The following is a 24,015-nucleotide window of genomic DNA, read 5'->3' on the forward strand; positions in this document are numbered from 1 at the left end:
TTTCCGCCAGCCATGCTTGAATTTTTCCGCCGCCACCGTGGTGCTTTCCTCATCACCGTCACCGTCGTCATCATCATCAGTTTCTCCGTTTGGGGTGGCTGGAAGGGACGTGAGTCGCCTGAGGGCCAACCGACTGATACCGCCTTCACGGTCTATGGTCGCAATTATACCATCGCCGAAGCCCAGCGCCTGGGCCGCCGGATGCAGATGATCTACAACCTGCAAATGTTTGAGCTGCTGGGCCTTTCCCGTCTGGGTTCCCAGGATGACAAGAACAACAACATCGTCATCAACCAGATCGTCCTGCAAAAAGAAATGGACCGTCTGGGCATCCACCCCAGCGATGCCGAGGCCAAAGAGGCCATGAAGAAAATCCCGACCTTCCAGGAAAACGGCGCTTTCAGCGCTGAGCGTGCCTACAATGTGGAGCAGATGCTGGGAGCCAACGGCTTCAGCAGTGATGACCTGCTGGGAATCGTCAAGCTGAGCATCGGCTACAACAAGCTGCGTGACCTCGTCAGCAAGAGCTATACGGCCAGCCCGCTGGAAGCTGAAAAAGCCTACGCCAGCGAGCACCAGACGCTGAAGGTAAACACCATCGCCTTCAATCTGGAAGACTACAAGAAGACCGCCGAAGTGAAGGACGAAGAAATCCAGAAGTACTACGACGAGCAGAAGGAAACCTACAAGACCGCTGAGAAGCGCTCCATCAGCTACGTTTACTTTGAGCTGCCAAAGGCAGATGAAACGAAGCCTCTGGAAGAGCGCCAGAATGCCGAGAAGGCCGTGGTGGATCGCGTGAACAAATTCAATGACGCCAGCATCCTGCCAGCCGCCAAATTTGATGCCGTCGTCACGGAACTGAAGGAGAAGGCCGTGACAACGGAACTCTTCACCAAAGAAGCCGCGCCTGAAGCCATCAAGGCCGAAACGGACCTTCTGGATTCTATCTTTACCCTCAACCCTGAAGTGCGCCCGATCAGTGATCCTGTGAAGGGTGCCAATGGCTACTATATTTTCACCGTCACCAAGGTGGAAGAGCCGAAGCAGCAGGAACTGGCTGAAGTGAAGGACAAGGTGAAGGAAGTCCTGGTAGGCCAGAAAGCCCAGGAAGCCCTGACCAAGGCCACCAATGAAGCCCGCACGGCCCTGGCCGATGGCCTGAAGGCTGGCAAGAAGATCGCCGACATCGCCAAGGAAAAGAACCTGACTCTTTCCCCTGTGACCGACATCACCGTCGCCGAGCCTGCTCTGGACGTGCCTAACGGCAACCTCATCGCCCGCCAGGCCCAGGACACGCCAGCCGGTGAGCTGACCAAGGCCATCGATACGGAAACCGGCTCCCTGCTGGTGTACGTGAGCAGCAAGGAACTGCGCAAGCGTGACGACAGCGCTGCCCAGCGTGAAAACATGAGCAGCAGCCGCGCCGACCAGGAGCGCACCCGCATTTTCGAGGCGTGGTTCTCCCGCCGTCGTGACGAGTCCAAGCCAAAAATGGAGATCACCCAGGCCTAACCAGCCCAGGCAGGAAGGAACGTGGAACCTCATGAGCGAAACGATCCCCCTGGAAGACCTGTTTGATGAAGCCAACGGTCACCTGGCCGTTGGTGAACTGGAAGAAGCCATTGTCATCTACCGCCAGTGCGTGGCACGTGACCCGCAGTTTTTTGATGGCTGGCAGGCGCTGGGCATGGCGCTGCTGAAAACGGGGGAGGTGAAGGAAGCCATCGGCGCGGGACTGATGGCCACCACCTTGAAGCCAAATGACCTGCTGGCCTGGACCGGCCTGTCCCAGATGTATGTGCGCCACGGCCAAATCGCCGAAGCGGAGGATGCCAAAGGCAAAGCACGCATCCTATCCCTGGGCGGCAAAGTCGTGCGGGAGTAGATGCTTTGGGGTTGCTACCCAGAGGCTATACCAGTTCCCAAAATGTTGGCCAGAAACTCTTCTCGGTAGACGCCTGCCAAAATCCGTAGGGCGGGTGTGTCCGGCGCATTCCACGTGGTTTCGCTCACCATCCACCTCGCCGGATTACCCGCCATTCTTTGAAGCGGCGAGTCTCCCGAACCCTCATCATTTAGACAAAAGCGCACTGGAAGGAAAAGGGTTCCCCCAAAGAAGGCGGGTAATTCCGCGAGTACACGCTTGGTGATGGCAAGCCCCTCCAGCGCGGAACACACCCGCCCTACAGTATGCTCTCGCATTAGCTATGCCCATTTCCCTTTCCCGGCCAGTTGACTCTGGCGGGTCTTTGACTGATAACGACCGGACGCATGAACGAGTTGGAAAGACGCATCCTCGCCGCACAGGGATATGTGGAGCTAGGGCTCCATGAGGAGGCACGTGAGGAACTGGCCCGCCTGCCTGCTGCTGCGGCGGAGCGTGTGGACGTGATCGAGCTGGCGGTCCTGTGCCACATGGGGGACCAACGCTGGGCCGAAGCGCTGGTGCTGACGCAAAAGCTCTGTCTCCTGGAGCCGGACGAGCCAGGCGGCTTCATCCACGCGGCCTACTGCCTGCATGAACTGGGGCATACGACGGAGGCGCTGGACCTGCTGGCTCGCGGCCCGGCCTCCCTGCGGACCAAGCCGGTGTATTATTACAATCTGGGCTGCTACCTGGCCTGCCTGGGTCAGGATGAAAAAGCCCTGCGCCTGCTAAAACAATCCTTTGAAATGGATGGCAGCCTGCGCAGCCATGCCCGCAAAGATCCGGACCTGAACAGGCTGCGATCATCCTTGGAAAAGCCCTGAAATGCATCTCATCACCCCCACGGCCAAAGCTGCCATCACGGAATGGTTCGAAGAAAACTTCCGCACCCGGGGGGAGTTGGGGGCATCCGTCTCCGTCTGGCAGCATGGGGTGGAAGTGCTGTCTCTTTCCCAGGGTTCTTGCGACCGGCAATGCACCCGGCCCTGGGATGCGGAGACCCTGGTGCCCGTCTTTTCATCCACCAAAGCCCCGGCGGCTGTGTGCTGCCTGATGGCGCTGGAGGAGGCTGAACTGCCCCTGGACTGCGCAGTCTCTGAGGTGTGGCCGGAGTTTGTGGGTGGTGGTAAAGGGGCGATGCAATTTGCGCACCTGTTTTCCCATACAGCGGGGCTTTGTGCGCTGGATGAGCGAGTGCCCATCTTTAACTACGAGGCGGTGATCGAGGCGCTGGAGAATCAAACACCGCTGTGGGAACCGGGGACACGCCAGGGCTACCACGCACGCACGTTTGGCTTTTTGATGGATGAAATCGTCCGCCGCATCACCGGGGTGGATTCGCTGGGGGAATACTTCCGCGAATGTTTCGGCAGCCCGATGGGGCTGGATTTTTGGATCGGCCTGCCCAGTGCGCAGTGGGATCGTGTGTCCCCGGTGTATCCCGGAAAGATCAGCATCGCCAACAGTGACCAACCTTTCCTGAAGGCGTACAATACGGCGGGCAGCCTGACGCAGCGCACCTTTAGCAGCCCGTTTGGCCTGACTGCCGTGAGTGAATACAATAACTCGGGCCTGTGGGCACCGGGCTTTGCCAGCATGGGCGGTGTGGGCAGCGCACGCGGGCTGGGCAAATTTTACGCCATGCTGGCCAATGGCGGCCAGTGGAACGGCAACAGTCTGGTTTCGGAATCCATCATCCGGCAGTTGAGCCACACGCTGTCCCAGGAGGATGACAGCGTGCTGCTTTCCCCCATCGCCTTTGCCGCCGGGGTGATGCAGGACCCTTTGAATCCAGATCCAGAATCTGACGGTGGCAAACTACGCCAGCATTATGGCCGCAGCCTGACGGCCTTCGGTCATCCGGGTGCCGGGGGCAGCCTGTCCATGGCGGACCCGGAAAACGGCATCGCCCTTTCTTATGCGATGAACCAGATGGAAGTGGGTGCCCTGCCCGGAGCAAAGGCCCTGGGCATGGTGGAAAGACTCTACTGGTGATGAGATCGGGAGCTGGGAAAAGATCCGCAGCCCCCGATTACACACTTTTAGTTATCCAACTGGTAGCGCTTGCGCTTGCGGTAAAGCGTGGCGGCATCAATGCCGAGGACTTCAGCCGCTTCCTGGAGGGAATCCGTGGCAGTCATGATGCGGCGGATGTGCTCACACTCGAGTTTTTCGATGCTGACGCGCTGGCCCACTTCTGCCCCATGGTCATGACCATTGAGGGAACTGCTGGCGCTGGCTTCCGGCAGATCACGCGGGGTGATTTCCTCCCCTTCCGCCAGGATGACAGCACGCTCGATGGCGTTGCGCAGCTCGCGAATGTTCCCCGGCCAGGAGTGGGCGCGCACAGCGGCCATGGCGGCCGGGCTGAAGCGGCGCACCTTGCGGCGGAACTGGTCCGCGAAGAACTTGAGGAAGTTTTCCGCGCAAGCCACGAGATCCTCCGGCCGGTCGCGCAGGGGCGGCATGGTGGCGGAGATGACGTTAAGGCGATAAAATAAATCTTCACGGAAGCGGCCTTCGCTCGCCCACTGCTTGAGGTCGCGGTTGGTGGCGGCGATGACGCGCACGTTCGCCTTGCGCGGGGTGGTTTCCCCCAGTCGCTCATATTCGCGCTCCTGCAGCAGACGCAGCAGCTTGGGCTGGATCTCGATGGGCAGTTCGCCGATTTCATCCAGGAAAAGGGTGCCACCTTCTGCCGCTTTTACCTTCCCCCAAGTATCCCGCATGGCACCGGTGAAGGAGCCTTTGACATGACCGAAGAGATCGCTTTCCAGCAGCTCGCGAGAGAGGCTGGGGCAACTCACGGTGACGAATGGCTTATCCCGGAAGGGGCTCTGCTCATGGATCGCGCGGGCGATCATGCTCTTGCCTGTACCGCTTTCCCCCAGGATGAGGATGGAGGCCTGGGTATCCGCTGCGCGGAAGAGCTGGTCCATCTGGCGTTGGAGAACAGGGTTTTTGGAGGCGACCTGTGCCGGGGGTGCCTGGGTGCGGACCTCGGTGGTGAGTTCCTCCACTTTACGCTCCAAGGTGCGCAGGGTGGCGATGCGCTTCAGGGCCTGCCGAAGCTGGTCTGGACTGAAGGGTTTTTCCAAAAAGTCCACCGCACCGAGGCGGGTGGCCTCCACGGCGTTTGGGATAGTGGCATTGGCGGTGAAAATCACCACGTGCACACTCGGATGCTCCTTGCGAATGGTCTCCAGGATCTGGAGGCCGCTTTCCTCGCCCAGGTAAAGGTCGAGCAAAACGAGGTCGAAAGAGGATTCTTTGAGACTTTTCAGAGCGACAGTGCCGTTCTCTGCAGTCTCGACATAATGACCAGCAGCATCCAGGGCCAGGCTGGTAGCCCGGCGGATGCTGGCTTCATCATCAACAATGAGAATGTCCATAATAGGTTGGGGGGTTAAAGTTGGGTTGATTTAAAATTAGGGGTCAGTTCCGGTACCAAGAGGCAGCCTGAGGCTGGCAATGGCACCTTGGCGGTTAGGCCGGTTTTCGATGGTGAGTTCAGCCCCCATACGGGCTGCCCCACGCTTGGCGATGGCCAGCCCGAGACCGGTGGAGGATTCTCCCCCGGTGGGCCGGGCACTGAGCCGGGTATAGTCTTGAAAGATGCGGGCGAGGTCGCTTTCCGTAAAGCCAGGGCCTTCATCTTCGATATCAATGCACAGGTGCTTGTCCTGAAGATGGATGCGGGAAATGATCTGGCTGCCTAATGGCGAAAATTTCACAGCATTGCTCATCAAGTTGTCCACGATCTGTCGTACAGTGAATAAATCCCCACTGGCGAGCAAAGGTGTCTCAGGAAGTCTGACGGAAAGGGTGGTATTTTTACGCTTCGCCGTGGGATACCAGGCGCTGAGCATTTCCTTGATGTGAACGGTGGTGATATGTACCGTGTTCATGCGCTCCCGTTCCGTCTCCTGGGCCCGGTTATTGAGGAAGCGGTCGATGAACTTCAGCATCTGGTCACAGGTGGTGACGATGTGGCTGGTGAGGTCACTGGCGGTGCTGTATTTTTCAGGAGGCAGCTCCATCAATGTCTGGGCGCTGAAGCGGATGGCTCCGAGGGGATTCTTCAAATCATGAGCCACCATGCTGACGATGTTTTCCCTTTCACGGAGGATGCGGGCGGTGGTTTCACGGGCACGTTGCAGATCCACCTGAGTGCGCACACGCGCTAGCAGTTCCGCTTTGTTAAAAGGCTTGGTGATGTAGTCCACGCCACCCGCTTCCAGACCGCGCACAATGGTTTCGGAATCATTGGCGGCGGATACAAAAATCACTGGCAGGCCGGCGGTATCCGGATGCTCCCGCAGCCGTTTGCAAACCGCGAAGCCATCGAGATCCGGCATGACGACATCCAGCAGCACTAGGTCTGGCAGGCGTGCAGCGATGCGCTGCAGAGCCTGGGCACCACTGGTGGCTGGGATGACCTCATACCCCTCACGGGTGAGCACGGTGCCGACGACCTGGATGTTTTGCATCTGGTCATCTACCACCAGAACGACGCCTCGTGCGGTGCTGGGACAAAGGGGTGGCTGGGGTTCTTCAGTCATGAGGGTTGTTTGTGGGTTCCGGTGATGCGGCGGGAAAATGCGGGGAAGTCGCGGAGCAAGCGCTCCACCTGGTCCACTTCGAAGGCCTCCGCCGCGCTATAAAGAGCGGCTGCGTAGCGGGCCAGCGGAGGGCAATCATGGCGCGCGGCCTCCTGGTGCAGATGGTGGCCAAAACTGGCGATTTCCAGCATGGGAAAGGTATCCAGAAAGCGGGAGACATCCCCGTCTTCCAGCACTTGCAGACGAGCAGCCAGTCCGGGCCAGGAAGCGGTGGTGGTGGAGTCAAAAGATTCCATGACACTTAGCGGGAGATCAGAGGGGATTTGGTTCTCCGGATGGGGAGTGGTAAAGCGCATGGTCACGTGACCGAGGACAGACTCCAGTTCACGGAAAAGCTGGTTCTGGTGGAATGGCTTGCGCAGATAACCATCGAACATTTCCCGCAAGCGCGCGGATTCCTCCGGCATGGAGGAGGCGGTTTGCGCAATGACCGGGATGCTGGAGGTGCGGTCATCCTCACGGAGTATCTGCCGCGCCCATTTTCCATCCATGCGCGGCATGCGGATATCCATCAGGATCACATCCGGCTTGGCCGTGCGCGCCAGGTCCAGCGCCTCCATACCATCCTGGGCAAAGAGCACCTCATGATGTGTATCATGCAGGTAACCACCGATGAGTTCACGATTCGTCGCATTATCATCCACGACCAGGATAGTGGCCGGACGCAGGCGATTGAAATCTGCGGAATGGTCACTCGGCGGGTCATTGGTCTCAATGCTGAGCGGTAGCCCAGGCAGGAGCAGTAAGAAGGTGCTGCCAACGCCGGGCTCACTCGTCACCGTGATGTCTCCATCCATGAGATCCACCAACCGGCGGGTAATGCTAAGACCCAGGCCAGTGCCCTGAGCACCGCTGCGGCTTTGACTGCTGATTTGCTCAAAGGCTGAAAAGATGCGCTCACGATCTTCCGCAGCGATGCCCACCCCGGTATCGCTGACCTGAATCTGAAGATCGCAGTGACCTCCAGGCTTCGGTTCATTCAGACTGCTGACATGGATTTTGACCTTGCCCTTATGAGTGAATTTGACGGCATTACTGGTTAGGTTAAGCAGGATCTGGCGCAGCCGCAGGGAGTCCACCTCCAGCATTTTGGGCACGCGTTTGTCGATCTTGGTCTCCAGCATTAGCCCCTTATCCTCAGCCAGCTTTTTGACCACGATGGCCACGCCTTCGACGATCTCATGCACATTGGCCGGTTCAGGCCGGAGTGACAGCTTGCCAGCCTCAATGCGGGAAATGTCCAGGATGTCATTGATGAGATCCAGCAAGGAGCGGCCACTGCTCTGGATGGCGCGAAGGTATCCTCGGGCGCGTTCCTCATGCACCATGCCGGTAAGCAAGTCGGCAAAACCGATGATGGCATTCATCGGTGTGCGGATTTCATGGCTCATGTTAGCCAGGAAGCGGGATTTTTGGACGTCCGCCTCAATGGCGCGTTCCTTTTCAGATTCCAGTTCAGCCGTGCGTAAAGCGGTCTGATAGCTGCGCTGCAGCATGACAAAACTAACCACTCCGGTGATGACCGCCAAAATACTGCCGCCAATGCCCGTGACTGTCATGGTCTGAAGTACGTCGTGAAGTTTTTTCTCGCGGCCCGTGTGCAGCTTGCGCTCGATTTCGATGCCCAAGTCCAATTTCTGGAGCAACTGCCCGGTAATCACATAATCCTGGGCTATGATCTGCCGCAGAGGCAGATCCGCATCGCTGGCAGCAGCAGTATCCGCCAGCTTTTGCAGGGACTCCACCCGCTGGGTGATCAGGGTTTGAAGTTCCGGCAAGAGCTTTTGCTGACTGGGATTGTCCACCGTCAACGCATCCAGGCTTTTCATCAGCGCCTCGATTTGTACAGGCACTTTTTTAAGCGGCTCCAAAAGGGCGGCTTCACGGGTCATCGCATAACCGCGCGTAGAGGATTCAGCCTCAGTCAGCACGGAGCGCAGTTTGAGGAATTCACCAATCACCTGATCCGTATGCGTCACCAGCTCACTGCCTTCCTCTGCTAGCCTGCCACTGCGGACCACTGTGGCCATCACCAAGAGCAGTAGCAGTGTGGTAAAGATCAGAAAAAGTCCATGCCAGGTGCGTAACATAAAGTGGGGGGATTCTGAAAAGCGCCTTATTGATACTCGGCGGCCCCCGTCAGAGTGGATCAATAGAATCCACCTGACAGAGGGCTCACAAGAGGAGGGTTACCCTCCTAGTTTTCCAGAGCGTCTTTCACGTCTTCCTTAGCATCCTTGGCCGCATCTTCGATTTCCTCGACGGCATCACGAGCCTTTTCGTTAGGCCGACGGTCCAGGCCATCGTTGATTTTATCCTCGACCTTTTCACCGACGGTGTCGGGCTTGTCGATGATCACAGTCCGCTCCTTGCAGCTCACAAGGGTGAGGCTAAGACCGGCAAGCAGAGTAAGCATGGCGGCGAAGGCCGTCTGGATTTGTTTTTGGGTAGTGTTCATGGTGGTTAGCGGTTGGTTTAAAAGTTAGTTCATCAGAGCCAGGACTCCCGTCAGCACGAGGTAGATGCCCACCACGTAGTTAAGCAGGGCTGGAAAAACGAGAACGCAGACACCTGCGATGATGGACATGATGGGAGTCAGATGTGGGCTCATAAAAAAGGAAGGAATGTTGGGAGGAGAGGACTGAGGATGAATTAATTACCCGACTGCACTTTCGCAGCCTGGGTCTCAATGGTGTTGCCGACCTTCTGCACATCGCGGCCTAAACCGCGGGTGGTATTGCAACTGCTGAGGAACGAGAGCGTGAGAACGAACATGCCAAATGCAAAGATGAAGTACCCCAGTTTCCTGGCCGTGGTTTCTTCACGGGTTGCCTCATTCAGGGAATCAGATGTGTCATTGATGTTCATGGGTGTGGATGTTTGGTTTTTGCAAACGACACTAGTCCCTAGTGCACAGGGCTTGCCAATTGCCCTAACCACTGCACAAAACACTGATGATCAACAGTTTACGAAACAGTGAATTTTGACCGAGCGATCTTTTTCGAGCTTTTTGCACACTGCAAATGACATTCGTTCATGCTAAATGCAATATGCATTCACTCATCAAAATTGGCCTCAAAACTCTTGTCTGTACACAAAAACACTCTCCACCCTGGTAAGGGGGAGAGTGGATCTGGATGGCATCTCTTGACGCGCTATACCCCACGCACGACTCGCTCAATGAAGAACAGTTTTTTGAGGACTGCGCCACCACTGGCAAAGGGGTAGGCATCAGGCTGGCCCATGCTGCGGGTCAGTTCATTGACGAGTGTGGTCAAAGCCACCCAATGACTGATCCGCTCGCAAAAAGCCTGGTGTTCCGCCTCCGGCTTTTGCCCAGGTTCACAGAGCAGGGCAGGATCGATCTTTGGGCGGACAATGTTCGTGCGGCACTGGGCCGCCTCCGCCGTCTCTAAAGTATCATGCATATGCAGCCAGTGAGCCCATGTTTCAGCCCAGTCCTCCCACGGATGGGAGGAGGCATACGCACTGATGTGATTTTGATCCCAGCCCAGAGGCGGGCCTTCTGTATAATTGCGTTGCAGGGCTGTGGCATAGTCAGCCGTTTCATCGCCAAACAAAGCCCGGTATTCATCCAGGTGATGTGTCCCTTTGATCAAGACTTCCCAATAGAAATGGCCGGACTCATGGCGAAAATGCCCCAGCAGGGAACGATAAGGCTCACGTAACTCCAGGCGTGTTTTTTCGCGATGGTCATCATCCGCCTCCTGCACATTGAGGGTGACAACGCCGTTCTCATGCCCCGTCAGCACCTGCTGCCCAGGCAGATTTTGCAGGAAGTCAAAGACCAGCGGCAGGGTCGTCTGGAGCTTCGCTCCAGGTCCCCACAGTCCAAGATCCAGAAGAGTAAAAAGCAGCCTTCGTTTCGCTGTCTCCAGCCTGTTCCAGCGTTCCGGATTTCCTGGCAGTGACAGGTCAGGAATGACCCGCGTGGTCATGCAGCCAGGGCACAGTGTTTCGGGTGCAGCGTCGGCAGGGATCAGCCAGTTGCAGCCGCAGACGTGCAAATTTGCACAGAAGCGGTAGCGCGGTGGTTCGGGCACTTTAGGCGTGCGACGGAAGAGGCCACGCTTCTTGGGAGTTTCCGCCTGAGCCAATTGCAAGACACCGTCTTCACCCGTCATATCCAGCTCCCGCATTTCTTTGGAGAAAGGATCGAAACCGACGGCTCTGCCGCAAGAGATGCAGACGCTGTTATTGAAAAAGACGGGCTGACCGCAGATGCAAAGATAAGTCCTCATGGAACAGTGGGTGGGGGTAAAGAATAGATCGTTTTTTGTTTCGCTGAATAGCTTAGTGAGCAATTGAAAAATCGGCCAGCAGTCCGGTTCAGGATGCCTTTGGGGAAGATTCCTGCACATGCAGGGCATCCTCCAGCCGCTCGCGTGCAGCCTCCGCCGTAGTTACCACCCAGGTGGCACCGGTATCCACACTGCGCTCAGCCTGGGCTGCGCCCCAGCGGGCCAGCAGGATTTTGAGTTCTGGAAAGCGATGACGAAGCCGCTTGCACAGGAGCTGTGCCGTGCTGCTGACACCGGGTGGCATGGCGCTGATGCAGACAACTTCTGGCTTCAGCTCATTCACCTGCGCGATGACTTCAGAGACCAAGGCCGACTGGGGTATTGACTCCCACTGCACCTGCCCCGGGGCGACGTTGCGGGCCAACCAACGGAGCGCGATGGCATCGGCCGAGGCATCCAGGCTGCGGCACAGCACCAAGTGCCCACCGGCAGCCGGCGGCGGAGGGGATTCCTCCAAAGCATCCCCAGAAAGGCTGCTCAGAGTCTCCAAAATCTCACTGACCTCTTCTTTACTGAGCTTCCCTGCCAGCATTTCCCGGCGGGCATGCACGGCCGCAGGCAGCAGCAACAGGTCGATGGTTTTCTCCTGGCCGATGTCCCTCACCATTTCACGATGAAGCTGTTCCGCCTCTTCGATATCTCCCACCAGCAGCCGCTGATAAACCAGCAGCGCAGGTTGGACTTCAGATTTCTCTCCCATGAGGATCTCGATGTGGCGCAATTCCGGTATGTATTTGGAAAACACCACCAGACAAACGGTGAGGGGTGTCGCCAGCAGCAGACCCACCGGCCCCCAGATCCAGGTCCAAAAGACGATGGCTACCAGCAGCGATAGGTCCGAAACCCCTGCGCTCTGTCCATACAGCAGCGGCTCCAAGATCATGTTCGTCAGCAGTTCCAGACTGGTAATGAGAGTGAGCACCATCAATGGCTGAGTCCATCCATCAAAAACGGCCAAGCTCAAAGCCAGCGGCAGGATGGCTGCGATCCAGGGACCAATGTAGGGCACAAAACGAAACAATGCAGCCAAGGCCCCCCACAGAATCATATAAGGCAGGCCAATGGCCCAAAAACCCAATGCCAGCAGCAATCCATAAACACTGTTGATCAGAGTCTGCATCAGCAGATACCGGCTCACGCGGGATGCGGCTTCATCCAGTGCCCGCGTTGTCGTGGTCAGACGGCTATAACCGACGAGTTGGATCACCCGGTTGCGCACATCATTCTGCCGTAAAAGCATGAAGATGACGAAGACAATCACAATGGCCGCCATGCCCAGACTGTCAGCCAGGTAGCTCACTACCGTCATGGCGCTTTCCTGGAGCTGGTTGGTGGATTTTTCGATGAATACAGGCGCCTCATCTTTGGGCGCACCGAAGAGCTCCTCTTCAGGGGTCTTCGGGGCATTGGAGATCTCCTGCACGAGGCTTTGTAGCTTCTCCAGCACACCTCCTTCCCCGACCTGCCGCAGGCTCACCATCCGCTGGTGCATGGTCGTCCGGTAGCCAGGCAGATCCTTGGCCAGTTCATGCAACTGCACCCCGAGACCCCAGACCAGGGAACCCAGTACAGAAAAGGACAGTAGCGTCACCAGAATGACAGCCACCGTCCTCGGAAAGTGCAGCTTATGATTGAAAAAAGAGACGACCGGTTTCAGCAAAAAGGCAAACAGAGCTGCCAGTGCCAAAGGGATAAAAAACTCCCTGCCCGACCACAACATCGCCACGGTGAGCATCACCGTGGCGAGCCGGATGAGCGGAGCCAACTGAAGTTGGAGGGCTTCCATGAATGGGTTCCGCTATTCCTTTGGTTGGTTGGGGGGAATGGGTTAGTCGCAATTAACGGCGGCTGGTGCTAGCCAGCAGACCGAACAACAGACCGATACCGATGGCAACGCCCAGGAATTCATATGGGCGCTTATGCACCATGGTATCCAGGTTCGAAGCCTTCTGACGAAGCTGACGCTCGATCTCGTGACTGGCTTCACCAGCGTAGTCGGCGATGCCTGCCAGGCGTTCTTTGACGTGACCGGTATAACCGTTTGTTTCTTTTCCGATGCTCTCAAGGATGCCCTTGGCTTCTTCGGAGATATTGCGCAGGCTGTGATGGATGCGCTCGGAATTGCTCAGCGGTTTGCGTTTGAAAAGTAAGCTCATGACGTGAACAGTTTAGAGTTTGATTGAGGGATGAAAATAAGCCTTACAGAGGCTTGCGGCCCTGGATAACGCGAAGGAGGATCACCACGATGGCCACAACGAGCAGGATGTGGATGAATCCGCTAAGCGTGTAGCTAGTCACAAGACCAAGCAGCCAGAGGATAAGAAGGACGACAGCGACAGTGTAAAGCATATGGGTAGTAGTTTAAGGGTGGGATTGAGTGTGAAAGGAAAGCGAATTAGCGGCGCAGGAAGAGACCGAAGAACATCCCGCCCAAGGCAGCATAGCCCAGAGCGCGCATCGGATTTTGAACCGTGTATTCACGCAACTGGCCCAGGTTCTGATTGGCATCTTCCTTCACCTTCTGGGTGTAGGTGTCGATGCGGACGCGGGCTTCTTGACGAAGGTCATTGAGATCATGCTTCACGGCATCGCCGAGGGCGCGGAAGTCATTGGCAGTCTCGTGGAGGACCTCATTGGTGCGGGGTGCAGTAGTCATAATGGTAATAGGAGCGTGTTTAGTTTTTGAGGTAGAAGCTCGCCGCGAACGTGGTCAGGGCGATAGCAGCCACCGCCCAAGTCAGGACCGTCGCGCTACCCGCTGACCCGCTCACCGCTGCGAATAACGCAACAAGAGCAATGGCCACCGATGCAACGCGAAGTTGCGAGTAGCCGGAGTTGGGGTTTGTGTTGATCATAACAGAGCCGGGGTTATGAGCCTTCTTATCGCACAGGGGGTGCCAAGCCGAAGTCGCCTGATTTAATTCGCTCATCATCAACGGATTACAATTTTTGTTAGGTCTCACCCCAAATGCAATCTGGGTTAGTTTCGTGCAAACGACCCGAGGATTTATTGCGATTTGCAATTGTGCTTGTTGGATTTTTGTTCCCTCTCAGGATGGAGCCAAAAACCGCGTTCAAAGCATTTATCTAGCCTTTTGCAATGTGAGGGCTAGCATCGGCGCCCAGTATGGCTACCGCCCAAAAATCCCCACTCGACCGCGCCCGCAGCAAGGCTTTCATGCGTCTGCTGCCCGTACTTTTCATCAGCTACATGATCGCCTACGTGGACCGGGTGAACGTGGCCGTGGCCAAGCTGACGATGATGAAGGACATGCCGGACTTTACGGATGCGGTCATCGGCTTTGGCAGCAGTCTGTTTTTCATTGGCTACTTCCTTCTGGAAATTCCGGGGTCATTGATGGTGGAAAAGTGGAGCGCGCGGAAATGGATCTGCCGCATCATGGTGAGCTGGGGTTTCATGGCTGGCCTTACCGCCTTTGTCCGCACCCCGGTGGAATTTTACACCGTGCGCTTTCTCCTGGGCCTGGCCGAAGCCGGGTTCTTCCCCGGCGTCATCATTTATCTCACCCATTGGTTTACCTCCCGGGACAGAGCCAAGGCTCTCTCTTACTTTCTAGTGGCGACCCCCTTCGCCCAGATGCTGAGCCCGATTTCCAACTGGCTTCTGAAAATCGGCACGACAGAGGTGTTGAAAACAGGTGAAACCATTGTCCATCCTAAGTTCATGGGCCTGGTGGGCTGGCAGTGGGTTTACATTGCCTGGGCCATTCCTGCCATTGTGCTGGGCATCGGTGTGCTATGGCTGCTGACCGATAAACCCCGGCAGGCCACCTGGCTGACCCAGGAAGAAAAGGATGCCCTGGAAGCTGAACTGGAGCGCGAACGCCAGATCAAGACACGGGGCAAGCGGATGACCCTGCTGGAGGCCTTCCGCCACCCAAAGGTGCTGCTGCTCTGTGCAGCTTATTTTTGCATCACGACCTGCAGCCATAGCATGGAACTCTTCATGCCCAGCGTGATCCATGACTGGTATGCCGTCAGCCGTGACCAGTTCATCTGGTTGATCGTCCTACCGCCAATGCTGGCGCTGTGTGGGCAGCTTTTCGGAGGCTGGAGCTCGGATCATTTCCAGGAACGCAGGCTGCATGCCTGCATACCGCTGGTCATTGGTGGCATCGCCATGCTTTGTGCCCCGGCCACCTTCGGCAATCTGTTTCTGACCATGGTCTGCCTCATGGTGACCTTCGCCGGATTTAAGACATACATGCCTGCCTTCTGGTCCCTGCCTAGCCTATTCCTGGCAGAGGCAGCGGCCGCTGGCAGTATCGGCCTGATCAACTCCGTAGGCAATCTGGGCGGAGCTTTCGGACCCTTTATCATGGGCAAGATCCGCACGGTCACGGGCTCCTATCAGAGCGGCTTTATCTTCCTGGGCTCGTCCATGCTCCTAGCCTCCATCATCGTGTATTTCCTGGGCTTGGGTGCCCGGACCCCCAAGGAATCTAGAAAGGTCTGATCCCAAGGCTCAAGTTCTGGCCAGCAAAAAGGGGCCACCCATGTGCTGGGGGCCCCCGTTCTAAAATCAGGCGGCATCTTGGCCACCCGTATCATCATTCACCCAGGAGTTCTTTGATCTTCGGCTCGATGGCCTCAGCCCACATGTCATAACCTTTTTCGGAGAGGTGCAGGAGGTCAGGCATGATCTCGCGGGTGAGGGTGCCATCGGGCTGGAGAAACGTTTTGCCGATGTCCTGGTAGAACACTGTTTTTCCATCAGCCAGGGTGGCGATGATGGCATTGGTCTTCTCATTCTGCTGGCGCATCGCATCAGCCGGGGTTTCACCGCGCGGGAAGATGCCCAGCACCAGGATCTTGGCTGCGGGAGCTTTGGCCTTCAGCTTTTCAAGGATCAATTTCACGCCTTCCGCAGTCTGCTCAGCGGAGCTTTCGTAAATGGCACCATTGAGTTCCTTTTGCGGACGGCCGACATGGCCGGTGTTATTGGTGCCGATCATGAGCACGATGAGCTTGGGCTTCAGGCCGTCAAAGTTGCCATTGTCCAGACGCCACAGCACGTGCTCTGTGCGGTCCCCACCGATGCCGAAATTGGCAGCGTTGCGCTTGGCATAAAATTTCTCCCAGGTGGCTTTGCCCTTCCCTTCCCAGCCTTGGGTGATGGAGTCCCCCAGGAAGACCAGAGTCGCCTCTCCCTTCTTGGAAATCTCATTGAAACTTTCATGACGCTTCACCCAGCCGCCTTCACGCGGGACAGGGTTGGTAGCGAGGTTAGTGTCTGCGGCGAAGACGCCGGAAACAAGGAGGGCAGAGGCAAGCAGGATGTTTTTCATGGTTGGAAAGGGAGATTAAAAACGTGAGTGCAGGGGCATTACAATCATTTCTTCTCCAATGCATTGCGAGCCATCACCGGATCATCCGTGGTGATGCCATCCACGCCCAGCTCTGCCAGGCGCTTCACATCCCCGGGCCGGTTCACGGTCCACACGTGCAGTTCCAGCCCCGCATCCTTGATCTGCTTCACCATGGCTTCACTCCACTTCCATTTCAGACCCAGGTCCAGGCCATCTAGACCATCCGCTTTGGTGTCAGCGATCAGTTTTGTGAGGTCCACTGGCTTCTTGTTTTCCTTCTCGGAAGAAAGGCGGTAAACCTTGATCCAGGGCAGCGCCTTTTTGCACTCCTGCGCCACCGTACGGTTAAAGGCGATGATGCAGAGCTGGTGCCCGCGCAGCCTCCATTTGGACAGTTTTTTTGCCAGCACAGGCACCACTTCCGGCCCGCTTTTCACCTCCAGCAAAAAGCGTTTTGTGCCCAGGGGCATGCTGGCCAGGCTCTCCTCCAAACTGGGGATTTTTTCGCCTTTGAAGATCGCCTTTTTCCATGAGCCAGCATCCAGGGCCTGCAGCTCCGCCAGGCTACTGTTTGCCACCAGCATGGGCACCTTGGTGGTGCGTTTGGCATCTTCATCATGCAGCACGGCGATCTCCCCATCCTTCGTCAAAAGCAGGTCCAGCTCACACGCATCCGCGCCCTGCTCCCAGGCCAGTTTGAAAGCGGCCACCGTATTCTCCGGCGCACGCGATGAAAACCCACGATGGGCCACAATTTCAACAGCAGAGAGACTGGCGGACAAGGATAGCACAACGAGAAGGGGCAAAAATTTCATGTGAAGCTTAGACAACGCCGATGATGAGCCGTTGCTTTCCCAGGAATGGGACTCAACTTTCACTCCCTATCCCCATGACTCTCGCCGATCTCATCCCCACCCTGCAATTCTCCATCGGCCCGGTCATCCTCATTTCAGGCATCGGCCTGCTGCTGCTGAGCATGACCAACCGCTATGGCCGGGTGATCGACCGCACGCGTCATCTGGCCAATGATCTGCGCACCGCCGGAGATGACCGGCCCAAGCTGCTGCAGGAGCTGACCATCCTGGCACGCCGCGCCCGCATCATCCGCGCAGCCATTGCCCTTTCCGCCGTCAGCGTTCTGCTGGTGGCCCTCCTCATCATCGGTTTATTCCTGGGGTCACTGCTGTCACTGAATGTCGCAGCCATCATCGTCATCCTATTTGTACTGTGCCTGCTCAGCCTCATCGGCTCCCTGCTGCTCTTCATCTTTGACATCAATCTATCCCTCAAAGCCCTGTGGCTGGAGATGCCTGCGGAGGTGGCTCATCGCTGATCCGGTGGACGCTTGCGCATGAGGTCAGCACAGAAGATCCCAATTGCACTCCAGATGAAAGCGAAGGCTACCAGAGACATCGGGCTCAGAGCCTCCCCATACGCCAGCACCCCCAGCAGAAATTGCCCGGTGGGAGCCAGGAACTGAAGCAGGCCTAACAAACTGAATGGCAGCTTCCGTGCCGCATGGGCAAAGCCCAGCAAGGGCACCGTGGTCACCACGCCCAGCCCCAGGACCAGGGCCAGATCTTTGGGGCTGCCATCGCCAAAGACAGGTCCGCCTTGCAGCCCCTGCCAGATCAAAAATCCACCCGCCAGCGGCAGCGCCACCAAGGACTCTGTGGCCAGCCCGGACAGCGGCCCCTGTACTGACTTCCGCCGCACCAGCCCATAAAACCCAAAGGTCAGCGCCAGCACCAGCGCGATCCAGGGCGGACGCCCGACGGCCAGCATTTGCAAGAGCACGCCACACGTGGCCAGTGCGATGCTCACCTTCTGCCAGCGCGTCAGTTTTTCCCCCAGCAGCACATAGCCGATCAGGACATTCAGCAGCGGATTCAAAAAGTAACCCAGACTGCATTCCACCAAGTGCCCATGCAGAGCCGACCACACAAAAGTGCCCCAATTGACCCCCAGCAGCACCGCCGCCAGGGCATGCGTGCGCAGCACATCACCCCGCCGCAGATCCCGCACCCAAGTGGCCAGCTCACCCCGCAGCAGCAGCAGCGGAAGGGTCAATGCAATCGTCCAGACCACCCGCTGCGCCACCGCAATATCCGCCCCCACATGGCCGATCCATTTCCAATACACCGGCAGAACACCCCACAGACCAAAAGCCATGACCGCGCTCAAGATGGCGGAGGCAGGGGGTCGGGTCATAAGGGGCTCTATAAAGCACATGATTTCCGGCGCTCCAACTGACGAATGATACCGCCTGCATTTGCCTTTCATCCTACTTGATCTTGTATGATGGGAACTCGTATTTCTTTCCCATGCCTCAGCCAGCACGCCGCCTTGAAGTCTTCACAGAATCCGTCATCCGGGAGATGACACGGCAATCGAACCGCCATGGTTCCATCAATCTGGCGCAGGGGTTTCCGGACTTTGATCCGCCGCAGGAACTGATTGAAGCGCTGGCGGTGGCCATCCGTGGACCTCATCATCAATACGCAGTCACTTGGGGTGCGCCGCGTTTTCGCCAGGCACTCGCCCGCAAGCATTCCCGCACCACCGGACTGGACCTGGATCCTGACCGGCATCTGGTGGTGACCTGCGGCAGCACGGAGGCAATGATGGTGGCCATGATGACCGCCTGTGATCCGGGGGACAAGGTCATCGTCTTCTCCCCCTTTTACGAAAACTATGCGGCCGATGCCATCCTTTCCGGAGCCATCCCGGTGCACATCACCCTGCACGCGCCTAACTTTGAGTTTGATCGCGATGAGCTGCGCAAGGCGTTTGAGGATGGAGCCAAGGCCATCGTCATTTGCAATCCCTCCAACCCCTGCGGCAAGGTCTTCACCCGTGGCGAGCTGCTTTTCATCGCCGAGCTGGCCGATGAATTCGATGCCTTCGTGCTGATGGATGAGGTGTATGAGCACATCGTCTATGCACCGCATGAGCACACTTACTTCGCCACCCTGCCGAAGATGTGGGAACGCACCCTGAGCTGTGGATCGCTTTCCAAAACTTACTCCATCACCGGCTGGCGTCTGGGCCATGTCATCGCTCCGGAAAATCTCATCTCACGGGCGAAAAAGGTGCATGATTTCCTCACCGTCGGGGCGGCTGCGCCGTTGCAAGAGGCAGCCGTCACCGCACTGGATTTCCCAGACAGCTACTACACTGAATTACAACAGGACTACGATGCCAAGCGTGATGTTTTCCTCCCTTACCTGCACCAGACCGGCCTGCCGTTCACAGAGCCGCAGGGAGCCTATTACACGCTGTTGGACATCAGTTCGTTAGGCTTCGCCACAGATACGGAAGCTGCCGCTTGGATGACGCAGGAGGTGGGTGTCACAGGCGTGCCGGGCTCCAGCTTTTATCGGGAGCCAGAGCACCGTTTCATCCGTTTCCACTTCGCCAAAAAAGAGGCCACCCTGCATGCGGCTGGAGAAAAACTGGTGGCAGGCCTGAAGCGCGGCAGATAGCCCCCAGCTTCATCCACACTCAGACGAGCGAGCCGACTTCGCTCCAATCTCGTTTTTCGTCGGTCCGCTGAAACAGCCATTTCCTGCCAGGGCTGTAGCCCACACCATTCCAGCCCCAGGCCTGCACCAGGATCTCATGGGCATCTCCCTCAATGACATGGAATCCGTTAGGCTCCCCCTTCAGCCGATGAGAGATGGCCGTGGAAACAGCGGAGAGCACACAGCTACGCGCTGCGCTGCCACCACTCAGGCGCAAAGTCTGCGCATAACTGATGTGAAAATGGCCGGCCAATATCAGGTCCACCCCGGCGATGTTGACCGACTGGGAAAACTCGCGCTGCCTGCCGATGAGGTGCCTCCGCGTCCCCTGGGGCGGGGCCGCAGGGGGATGATGCACCACCAGTACCCGCAGTGCATTCGCATCGGCATCTTGAGCTGTCTTCACCATGCGTACCATTTGATGATGCGAAAGCCGCCCGCGTGACCAGTCCAGGTGCCATCCGGCGATCCGCGCCGAGTTCGTGCCAATGACAAACAAGCCTTCGCTGCTCCAGACGGGCTCCAAATCCTCCTGCACCAGCTTGCGGAAATGACGCCAGGGACGGCGGAACCGCTCCCACACCATCCACCAGCGTGGCACATCATGATTCCCCGGCACCACCACCTGCGGCAGTGGGATGGAATCCAGAAATGCCCGCGCCTCCTCAAACTCCCGTGCCCGCCCATGCTGGGTCAGGTCTCCGCTGACGATGACCACCTCCGGATTCACCTTCAGCACAGCATCCCGCAGAAAGGCCGGCATATCCGGCGTCACGGCTCCAAAATGTAGATCCGAAAGATGAACCAGACGCATAATCAGGCGGCGGCTTCCGTTTCCTCGGCCAGTCGTGGGGCGATGACGTGCAGCGCCTTGGGCACCAGTTTCACACGGAAAGGCACGCTCAGCTTTTCCACCTCCCCATCCATCATCACCGGGATGCGTCGGCTGCGTCTCACATCGATCTCCATATCCGTGGCCTGGATGGCGATGATCTCGCGATCCTGCTTCCAGCGTCCAAGCACCCATGCCACCATGGAGCGCACTAGGCCAAACCGGGTCTGATGTTTTGAAATATACACGGTGAAGTATCCCGCATCCAGGCTGCGCCGCCGGGGGATGATGCCAAAGATGTCCTCGTAATCATTGTTAGCCAGCAGCGCGATGCGGGTGCGGTGCCGCTGCAATTGCCCATCGGAATGCAGGTTCAGATTCAGAGGCGGATAGGTAGCCGCACTGCTCAACGCATCCCAAAGCGTGCGCCCGGATTTCACGATCCAGCTCCCATGGTACTCAGGCCTGCCCATGACCAGCGCAGGATAAAAACCCAGCACCACCACACACATGAAAAGCCGCCCAGCCACATCCAGCAGATCCATAGCCCCGACTGGAGCCGTCACCAGTGCCCGAGCCGCCTCTTTCCAGTCCAGCGGCATGCCCACATCCCGCGCAGCCAGATTGAAGGTGCCCAGCGGCAGGATACCCAGGGGCTTATCATGTCTGGCGAAGACGGTCGCAGCCGTGGCCACCGTGCCATCTCCACCACCGACGATTACCGCGTCCGCCGTCCCATCGCGTGCCTTTTCCAGTGCGGCCTGCACTTCTTTTCCTGTGACTTGTGAAATCTCCACCTCACAGCCCAGTTCCACAAATATTTCCCGCAACCCCTCCTCCACCACATCCGGCCCCAGGGTGGACAGGGTCCCTGATTCCCGGTTCAAGATGATGCACAGGCTTCGGCGCGGTTCAGGATTCATGGGAGAGGATACTCAGTTGCCCATAGTGAGCACGGACAATATTCGTTTCTCAACCTCCTGATGGCTGTCCCGAATGCTCAGTGCAGCCACCTTTCACGTCACCAGTGACCGTTACTTGCTCAGCTCCAGCATGCGCAAAATCGGCTTTTCAGCCCGCGCGCGGATATCCTCCGGCATGGTCACTTGCGGCGTTAGATCCCGCAGGGAATCATGGAGCTTTTGCAGCGTATTCAGTTTCATGTACCGGCAGTCGGCACAGGCGCAGTGCCCCGTCGGCCCAGGGATGAAACGCTTGCCCGGCACCTCCCGCTCCAGGCGGTGCAGCATGCCACTTTCCGTCACGATGATGAACGTACTGGCCTGACTGGCTTGGCAGTAGTGCACCATTTTTTCCGTGGAGCACACCACATCCGCCAGCATGCGCACCGCATACGTGCACTCAGGATGCGCCACCACTTCCGCATCCGGGTATTCGTCCTTGATGCCCTGGATGCTGTCACGGGTAAATTCCACGTGCACATAGCAGGCCCCTTTCCACAGGTCCATCTTGCGCCCCGTCTGCTCCATCACCCAGCTTCCCAGATTCTGGTCTGGCACAAACAAGATCGGACGATCCAGCGGCGCTGCATTGACGATTTTGACCGCGTTACCGCTGGTGCAGATGCAGTCGCTCAGCGCCTTCACATGGCCACTGCAATTGATGTAAGCGATGACGTAATAATTCTTCGCCTCATTCGCTTTCAAAAAAGCCTCCAATTGCGGCCCTGGGCAGCTCTGCTCCAGCGAGCAGCCTGCATTGGCATCCGGCAGGATCACCGTCTTCGTCGGGTTCACGATTTTCGCCGTCTCCGCCATGAAATGCACGCCACAAAAGGCGATCACATCCGCATCCGTTTCCTTGGCATGATAAGCCAGCCCAAGGGAATCTCCCACAAAATCAGCGATCTCCTGAATCTCTTTGGACTGATAGTTATGCGCAAGGATGACAGCATTCCGCTCATTTTTCAGGCGGAGGATTTCAGAAACAAGGGTGGGTGTGGCGACTGCGACCATGCTCATGATATAGCGTGGACTCCCCCCTGCTCAAGGGAGAAACAGTCTCATCAAGGCAAGGATGAAAAAGACATTTGTCTGCGCTTCAAGTCCACGTCAAACTCGGCTGCCTATGCCTCAGCTTCCTTCTGGCCTGCATTTTGCGCTCGACCCGACACCGGTGGCGGAACTGATCCGCCTCGTTTCCCAGGCCAAGGCTGTACATGAGCTGATGGCGATCGAAACGATTGAGCATCTCTATCCTCATATTGAAGTGATGTTCTTCAGGTCCCGCCAGGCATCTGGCCAGGAGCGGCAGTATTCAGAGTTCTCCGCAGCTCCGCCCGAGGACCTGGAGCCTTATGCATCTGGTTTCACCCTCCACAGCATCCAGACAGAGTTTCAAAACTGGTCACCGGAGGACCAAGTGGCTTTTGCTGAAATTCTGCATAGCCCCCGCACCCAGAGCTTTCTCCAAAGGGAACTGGATGAAATCATGGCGATGAAAGAAGAGCTGCGTGCCAATCCCACGACATTGGCAGGCATGCTGGCCAGCTACTGGAGAATGGGCTGCCATCCGCTCCAAGAACCTTTAGATTCCAACGCCGACCATGAATGACCAAATCGTGCACGATGCGATGACCCGAATGAAAAAGTCACCGGTCTGAGCGTCCAGGCTTGCTTTGACAACCGAATTTTGAGAGGAAATTCATTATGAGCGAAGCCCAACCCCCTCCTCTTAAATTGTTCACCCTCAAAGAGGGTCACGTCGAAAGCTCCGCCGGACAGGAACTCGTGGACGCTTTTGCCGCCGATTTCCAAGGCCTGCGCCACTTCGGCTCCAAAATTGGAGATGCCTTAAACCTCGGTGATGCCTGGACGGGCACCCTGCAGGAGGAGGACCTGACGGTGAACTACGCCTACTTTGGCGAAGGGACGGGCCCCAAGGATCCCGGCGCGGGATCTTTGATCGGCAAAAAGACCCTGCTTTACGAACTGCTCACCAAAGTCGCTACCCAGGAGGCATAACCCATGGCTGCAAAAATCACCCCTTCCCTACGTGCAGCGCTGGAACGCCTGAAACACGGTGGTGCCGTCAATGGTGCCCTCCTCGGCTGGCGCCGCCAGGTGCTGATCAATCTCCTGCCGTATGAGGAGTTTCGTACAGAGAGGCTTCTGCATACCCTGCATGACGCACGCGACCACTTTGCCAGTGGCGACGAACGGCACGTACAGACATTCTGGTTCGGCTACGATACCTGTCACGTGCTCGTTTGCTTCCGCCAGGAATGCACCCTCGTGCTCATTCATACCCGCGCTGAAGAAGGGGACTTCCTCAAGCGCGCGGCTGAGACCTTTCTGGAGGACAGCCAGCTCCTGCTGGATTCCCTTTTACATCCTTCGCCTGATGATGGCGGTGAAACCCAGCCGCTGAACCCAAGTGCAGACCCCACTTACAGCGACGAGCACACCAACTTCATCGGCCGTCCGTAAGCTCTC

The 24,015-nt window shown here is 57.4% G+C and carries 27 protein-coding genes; 10 read left to right on the plus strand and 17 right to left on the minus strand.

What is annotated here, in order from left to right:
• Positions 1–12: 12 nt before the first annotated feature.
• From EI77_RS17825 to EI77_RS17840, 4 genes are all read left to right on the plus strand, one after another.
• Positions 13–1,515 carry a peptidylprolyl isomerase gene (locus tag EI77_RS17825; protein WP_133796651.1) on the plus strand — a complete coding sequence of 501 codons (1,503 nt, stop codon included), beginning with the start codon at positions 13–15 and terminating at the stop codon, positions 1,513–1,515.
• A gap of 31 nt (positions 1,516–1,546) precedes the next feature.
• A complete protein-coding gene (locus tag EI77_RS17830) occupies positions 1,547–1,888 on the plus strand; it encodes a tetratricopeptide repeat protein (RefSeq protein WP_133796652.1) in 342 nt (113 codons plus the stop codon).
• A gap of 386 nt (positions 1,889–2,274) precedes the next feature.
• Positions 2,275–2,754, plus strand: a complete 480-nt coding sequence (locus tag EI77_RS17835; protein ID WP_133796653.1) for a TPR end-of-group domain-containing protein — start codon at positions 2,275–2,277, stop codon at positions 2,752–2,754.
• Between the two features lies 1 nt (position 2,755).
• Positions 2,756–3,925, plus strand: a complete 1,170-nt coding sequence (locus tag EI77_RS17840; RefSeq protein ID WP_133796654.1) for a serine hydrolase domain-containing protein — start codon at positions 2,756–2,758, stop codon at positions 3,923–3,925.
• Positions 3,926–3,972: 47 nt separating this feature from the next.
• Here EI77_RS17840 and EI77_RS17845 read toward each other — a convergent pair whose 3' ends face one another.
• From EI77_RS17845 to EI77_RS17895, 11 genes are all read right to left on the minus strand, one after another.
• Complete coding sequence (locus EI77_RS17845; RefSeq protein ID WP_133796655.1) at positions 3,973–5,322, minus strand: sigma-54-dependent transcriptional regulator; 1,350 nt, start codon at positions 5,320–5,322, stop codon at positions 3,973–3,975.
• Positions 5,323–5,358: 36 nt separating this feature from the next.
• A complete protein-coding gene (locus EI77_RS17850; RefSeq protein WP_133796656.1) occupies positions 5,359–6,492 on the minus strand; it encodes a hybrid sensor histidine kinase/response regulator in 1,134 nt (377 codons plus the stop codon).
• A complete protein-coding gene (locus EI77_RS17855; RefSeq protein WP_133796657.1) occupies positions 6,489–8,642 on the minus strand; it encodes an ATP-binding protein in 2,154 nt (717 codons plus the stop codon). The genes EI77_RS17850 and EI77_RS17855 overlap by 4 nt, the downstream gene beginning before the upstream one ends.
• Before the next feature lie 107 nt (positions 8,643–8,749).
• Positions 8,750–9,010, minus strand: a complete 261-nt coding sequence (locus tag EI77_RS17860; protein WP_133796658.1) for a hypothetical protein — start codon at positions 9,008–9,010, stop codon at positions 8,750–8,752.
• A gap of 24 nt (positions 9,011–9,034) precedes the next feature.
• Positions 9,035–9,163 carry a DUF3096 domain-containing protein gene (locus tag EI77_RS17865; RefSeq protein WP_133796659.1) on the minus strand — a complete coding sequence of 43 codons (129 nt, stop codon included), beginning with the start codon at positions 9,161–9,163 and terminating at the stop codon, positions 9,035–9,037.
• Between the two features lie 41 nt (positions 9,164–9,204).
• Positions 9,205–9,420, minus strand: a complete 216-nt coding sequence (locus tag EI77_RS23625) for an entericidin A/B family lipoprotein (RefSeq protein ID WP_208300402.1) — start codon at positions 9,418–9,420, stop codon at positions 9,205–9,207.
• 287 nt (positions 9,421–9,707) lie between these two features.
• Complete coding sequence (locus tag EI77_RS17875) at positions 9,708–10,814, minus strand: zinc-binding metallopeptidase family protein (protein WP_166647341.1); 1,107 nt, start codon at positions 10,812–10,814, stop codon at positions 9,708–9,710.
• 88 nt (positions 10,815–10,902) lie between these two features.
• Positions 10,903–12,660 carry an AI-2E family transporter gene (locus EI77_RS17880; protein WP_133796661.1) on the minus strand — a complete coding sequence of 586 codons (1,758 nt, stop codon included), beginning with the start codon at positions 12,658–12,660 and terminating at the stop codon, positions 10,903–10,905.
• Between the two features lie 52 nt (positions 12,661–12,712).
• Positions 12,713–13,030 (minus strand): ElaB/YgaM/YqjD family protein, encoded by a 318-nt coding sequence (locus EI77_RS17885; protein WP_133796662.1) that lies wholly within the window; start codon positions 13,028–13,030, stop codon positions 12,713–12,715.
• 43 nt (positions 13,031–13,073) lie between these two features.
• On the minus strand, positions 13,074–13,223 hold the full coding sequence (locus tag EI77_RS17890) for a lmo0937 family membrane protein (protein ID WP_133796663.1): 150 nt from the start codon (positions 13,221–13,223) through the stop codon (positions 13,074–13,076).
• A 46-nt stretch (positions 13,224–13,269) separates the two neighbouring features.
• Positions 13,270–13,530, minus strand: coding sequence for a hypothetical protein (locus tag EI77_RS17895; RefSeq protein WP_133796664.1), 261 nt, complete (start codon positions 13,528–13,530; stop codon positions 13,270–13,272).
• A gap of 471 nt (positions 13,531–14,001) precedes the next feature.
• On the opposite strand from EI77_RS17895, the gene EI77_RS17900 reads away from it, so the two are divergent.
• On the plus strand, positions 14,002–15,351 hold the full coding sequence (locus EI77_RS17900) for an MFS transporter (RefSeq protein ID WP_133796665.1): 1,350 nt from the start codon (positions 14,002–14,004) through the stop codon (positions 15,349–15,351).
• 94 nt (positions 15,352–15,445) lie between these two features.
• Here EI77_RS17900 and EI77_RS17905 read toward each other — a convergent pair whose 3' ends face one another.
• Together EI77_RS17905 and EI77_RS17910 are read right to left on the minus strand one after the other, a co-directional pair.
• Positions 15,446–16,183, minus strand: coding sequence for a platelet-activating factor acetylhydrolase IB subunit (locus EI77_RS17905; RefSeq protein WP_133796666.1), 738 nt, complete (start codon positions 16,181–16,183; stop codon positions 15,446–15,448).
• 44 nt (positions 16,184–16,227) lie between these two features.
• On the minus strand, positions 16,228–17,019 hold the full coding sequence (locus EI77_RS17910; protein ID WP_133796667.1) for a glycerophosphodiester phosphodiesterase family protein: 792 nt from the start codon (positions 17,017–17,019) through the stop codon (positions 16,228–16,230).
• A 74-nt stretch (positions 17,020–17,093) separates the two neighbouring features.
• On the opposite strand from EI77_RS17910, the gene EI77_RS17915 reads away from it, so the two are divergent.
• Entirely contained in the window at positions 17,094–17,537 is a 444-nt protein-coding gene (locus tag EI77_RS17915) for a DUF2721 domain-containing protein (protein ID WP_133796668.1), read from the plus strand.
• On the opposite strand, the gene rarD is transcribed toward EI77_RS17915, so the two are convergent.
• Positions 17,528–18,415: an EamA family transporter RarD gene (rarD, locus tag EI77_RS17920; RefSeq protein ID WP_166647342.1), complete on the minus strand. Its 888-nt coding sequence runs from the start codon at positions 18,413–18,415 to the stop codon at positions 17,528–17,530. The two genes, EI77_RS17915 and rarD, sit on opposite strands and share 10 nt — an antisense overlap.
• Before the next feature lie 113 nt (positions 18,416–18,528).
• Between rarD and EI77_RS17925 the strand changes: the two genes are divergently transcribed.
• On the plus strand, positions 18,529–19,689 hold the full coding sequence (locus EI77_RS17925; RefSeq protein ID WP_133796670.1) for a pyridoxal phosphate-dependent aminotransferase: 1,161 nt from the start codon (positions 18,529–18,531) through the stop codon (positions 19,687–19,689).
• Between the two features lie 19 nt (positions 19,690–19,708).
• Here the strand turns inward: EI77_RS17925 and EI77_RS17930 are convergent, their stop codons facing one another.
• The 3 genes from EI77_RS17930 to nadA all read right to left on the minus strand — a co-directional run bounded on the left by EI77_RS17930 (position 19,709) and on the right by nadA (position 22,536).
• Positions 19,709–20,542, minus strand: a complete 834-nt coding sequence (locus EI77_RS17930; RefSeq protein WP_166647343.1) for a metallophosphoesterase family protein — start codon at positions 20,540–20,542, stop codon at positions 19,709–19,711.
• A 2-nt stretch (positions 20,543–20,544) separates the two neighbouring features.
• Positions 20,545–21,483, minus strand: a complete 939-nt coding sequence (locus EI77_RS17935; RefSeq protein WP_133796672.1) for a diacylglycerol/lipid kinase family protein — start codon at positions 21,481–21,483, stop codon at positions 20,545–20,547.
• Positions 21,484–21,594: 111 nt separating this feature from the next.
• Positions 21,595–22,536 (minus strand): quinolinate synthase NadA, encoded by a 942-nt coding sequence (nadA, locus tag EI77_RS17940; RefSeq protein WP_133796755.1) that lies wholly within the window; start codon positions 22,534–22,536, stop codon positions 21,595–21,597.
• A gap of 112 nt (positions 22,537–22,648) precedes the next feature.
• Here nadA and EI77_RS17945 point away from each other — a divergent pair, with 112 nt between their 5' ends.
• From EI77_RS17945 to EI77_RS17955, 3 genes are all read left to right on the plus strand, one after another.
• Positions 22,649–23,134 (plus strand): hypothetical protein, encoded by a 486-nt coding sequence (locus EI77_RS17945; RefSeq protein WP_133796673.1) that lies wholly within the window; start codon positions 22,649–22,651, stop codon positions 23,132–23,134.
• 95 nt (positions 23,135–23,229) lie between these two features.
• Positions 23,230–23,544 carry a hypothetical protein gene (locus EI77_RS17950; RefSeq protein ID WP_133796674.1) on the plus strand — a complete coding sequence of 105 codons (315 nt, stop codon included), beginning with the start codon at positions 23,230–23,232 and terminating at the stop codon, positions 23,542–23,544.
• A 3-nt stretch (positions 23,545–23,547) separates the two neighbouring features.
• Positions 23,548–24,009, plus strand: a complete 462-nt coding sequence (locus EI77_RS17955; RefSeq protein ID WP_133796675.1) for a hypothetical protein — start codon at positions 23,548–23,550, stop codon at positions 24,007–24,009.
• Positions 24,010–24,015: the final 6 nt, after the last annotated feature.

This window comes from Prosthecobacter fusiformis, assembly GCF_004364345.1.
GTDB lineage: Bacteria > Verrucomicrobiota > Verrucomicrobiia > Verrucomicrobiales > Verrucomicrobiaceae > Prosthecobacter > Prosthecobacter fusiformis.

What these genes read in the sequence shown, in the direction of transcription:
- EI77_RS17875 (WP_166647341.1), bottom strand. Translation starts at nt 10,814, where the DNA reads ATGAGGACTTATCTTTGCATCTGCGGTCAGCCCGTCTTTTTCAATAAC.
- EI77_RS17950 (WP_133796674.1), top strand. Translation starts at nt 23,230, where the DNA reads ATGAGCGAAGCCCAACCCCCTCCTCTTAAATTGTTCACCCTCAAAGAG.
- EI77_RS17935 (WP_133796672.1), bottom strand. Translation starts at nt 21,483, where the DNA reads ATGAATCCTGAACCGCGCCGAAGCCTGTGCATCATCTTGAACCGGGAA.
- nadA (WP_133796755.1), bottom strand. Translation starts at nt 22,536, where the DNA reads ATGGTCGCAGTCGCCACACCCACCCTTGTTTCTGAAATCCTCCGCCTG.
- EI77_RS17930 (WP_166647343.1), bottom strand. Translation starts at nt 20,542, where the DNA reads ATGCGTCTGGTTCATCTTTCGGATCTACATTTTGGAGCCGTGACGCCG.
- EI77_RS17845 (WP_133796655.1), bottom strand. Translation starts at nt 5,322, where the DNA reads ATGGACATTCTCATTGTTGATGATGAAGCCAGCATCCGCCGGGCTACC.
- EI77_RS17905 (WP_133796666.1), bottom strand. Translation starts at nt 16,183, where the DNA reads ATGAAAAACATCCTGCTTGCCTCTGCCCTCCTTGTTTCCGGCGTCTTC.
- EI77_RS17865 (WP_133796659.1), bottom strand. Translation starts at nt 9,163, where the DNA reads ATGAGCCCACATCTGACTCCCATCATGTCCATCATCGCAGGTGTCTGC.
- EI77_RS17825 (WP_133796651.1), top strand. Translation starts at nt 13, where the DNA reads ATGCTTGAATTTTTCCGCCGCCACCGTGGTGCTTTCCTCATCACCGTC.
- EI77_RS17880 (WP_133796661.1), bottom strand. Translation starts at nt 12,660, where the DNA reads ATGGAAGCCCTCCAACTTCAGTTGGCTCCGCTCATCCGGCTCGCCACG.
- EI77_RS17890 (WP_133796663.1), bottom strand. Translation starts at nt 13,223, where the DNA reads ATGCTTTACACTGTCGCTGTCGTCCTTCTTATCCTCTGGCTGCTTGGT.
- EI77_RS17840 (WP_133796654.1), top strand. Translation starts at nt 2,756, where the DNA reads ATGCATCTCATCACCCCCACGGCCAAAGCTGCCATCACGGAATGGTTC.
- EI77_RS23625 (WP_208300402.1), bottom strand. Translation starts at nt 9,420, where the DNA reads ATGAACATCAATGACACATCTGATTCCCTGAATGAGGCAACCCGTGAA.
- EI77_RS17830 (WP_133796652.1), top strand. Translation starts at nt 1,547, where the DNA reads ATGAGCGAAACGATCCCCCTGGAAGACCTGTTTGATGAAGCCAACGGT.
- rarD (WP_166647342.1), bottom strand. Translation starts at nt 18,415, where the DNA reads ATGACCCGACCCCCTGCCTCCGCCATCTTGAGCGCGGTCATGGCTTTT.
- EI77_RS17915 (WP_133796668.1), top strand. Translation starts at nt 17,094, where the DNA reads ATGACTCTCGCCGATCTCATCCCCACCCTGCAATTCTCCATCGGCCCG.
- EI77_RS17945 (WP_133796673.1), top strand. Translation starts at nt 22,649, where the DNA reads ATGCCTCAGCTTCCTTCTGGCCTGCATTTTGCGCTCGACCCGACACCG.
- EI77_RS17925 (WP_133796670.1), top strand. Translation starts at nt 18,529, where the DNA reads ATGCCTCAGCCAGCACGCCGCCTTGAAGTCTTCACAGAATCCGTCATC.
- EI77_RS17860 (WP_133796658.1), bottom strand. Translation starts at nt 9,010, where the DNA reads ATGAACACTACCCAAAAACAAATCCAGACGGCCTTCGCCGCCATGCTT.
- EI77_RS17850 (WP_133796656.1), bottom strand. Translation starts at nt 6,492, where the DNA reads ATGACTGAAGAACCCCAGCCACCCCTTTGTCCCAGCACCGCACGAGGC.
- EI77_RS17835 (WP_133796653.1), top strand. Translation starts at nt 2,275, where the DNA reads ATGAACGAGTTGGAAAGACGCATCCTCGCCGCACAGGGATATGTGGAG.
- EI77_RS17895 (WP_133796664.1), bottom strand. Translation starts at nt 13,530, where the DNA reads ATGACTACTGCACCCCGCACCAATGAGGTCCTCCACGAGACTGCCAAT.
- EI77_RS17910 (WP_133796667.1), bottom strand. Translation starts at nt 17,019, where the DNA reads ATGAAATTTTTGCCCCTTCTCGTTGTGCTATCCTTGTCCGCCAGTCTC.
- EI77_RS17885 (WP_133796662.1), bottom strand. Translation starts at nt 13,030, where the DNA reads ATGAGCTTACTTTTCAAACGCAAACCGCTGAGCAATTCCGAGCGCATC.
- EI77_RS17855 (WP_133796657.1), bottom strand. Translation starts at nt 8,642, where the DNA reads ATGTTACGCACCTGGCATGGACTTTTTCTGATCTTTACCACACTGCTA.
- EI77_RS17955 (WP_133796675.1), top strand. Translation starts at nt 23,548, where the DNA reads ATGGCTGCAAAAATCACCCCTTCCCTACGTGCAGCGCTGGAACGCCTG.
- EI77_RS17900 (WP_133796665.1), top strand. Translation starts at nt 14,002, where the DNA reads ATGGCTACCGCCCAAAAATCCCCACTCGACCGCGCCCGCAGCAAGGCT.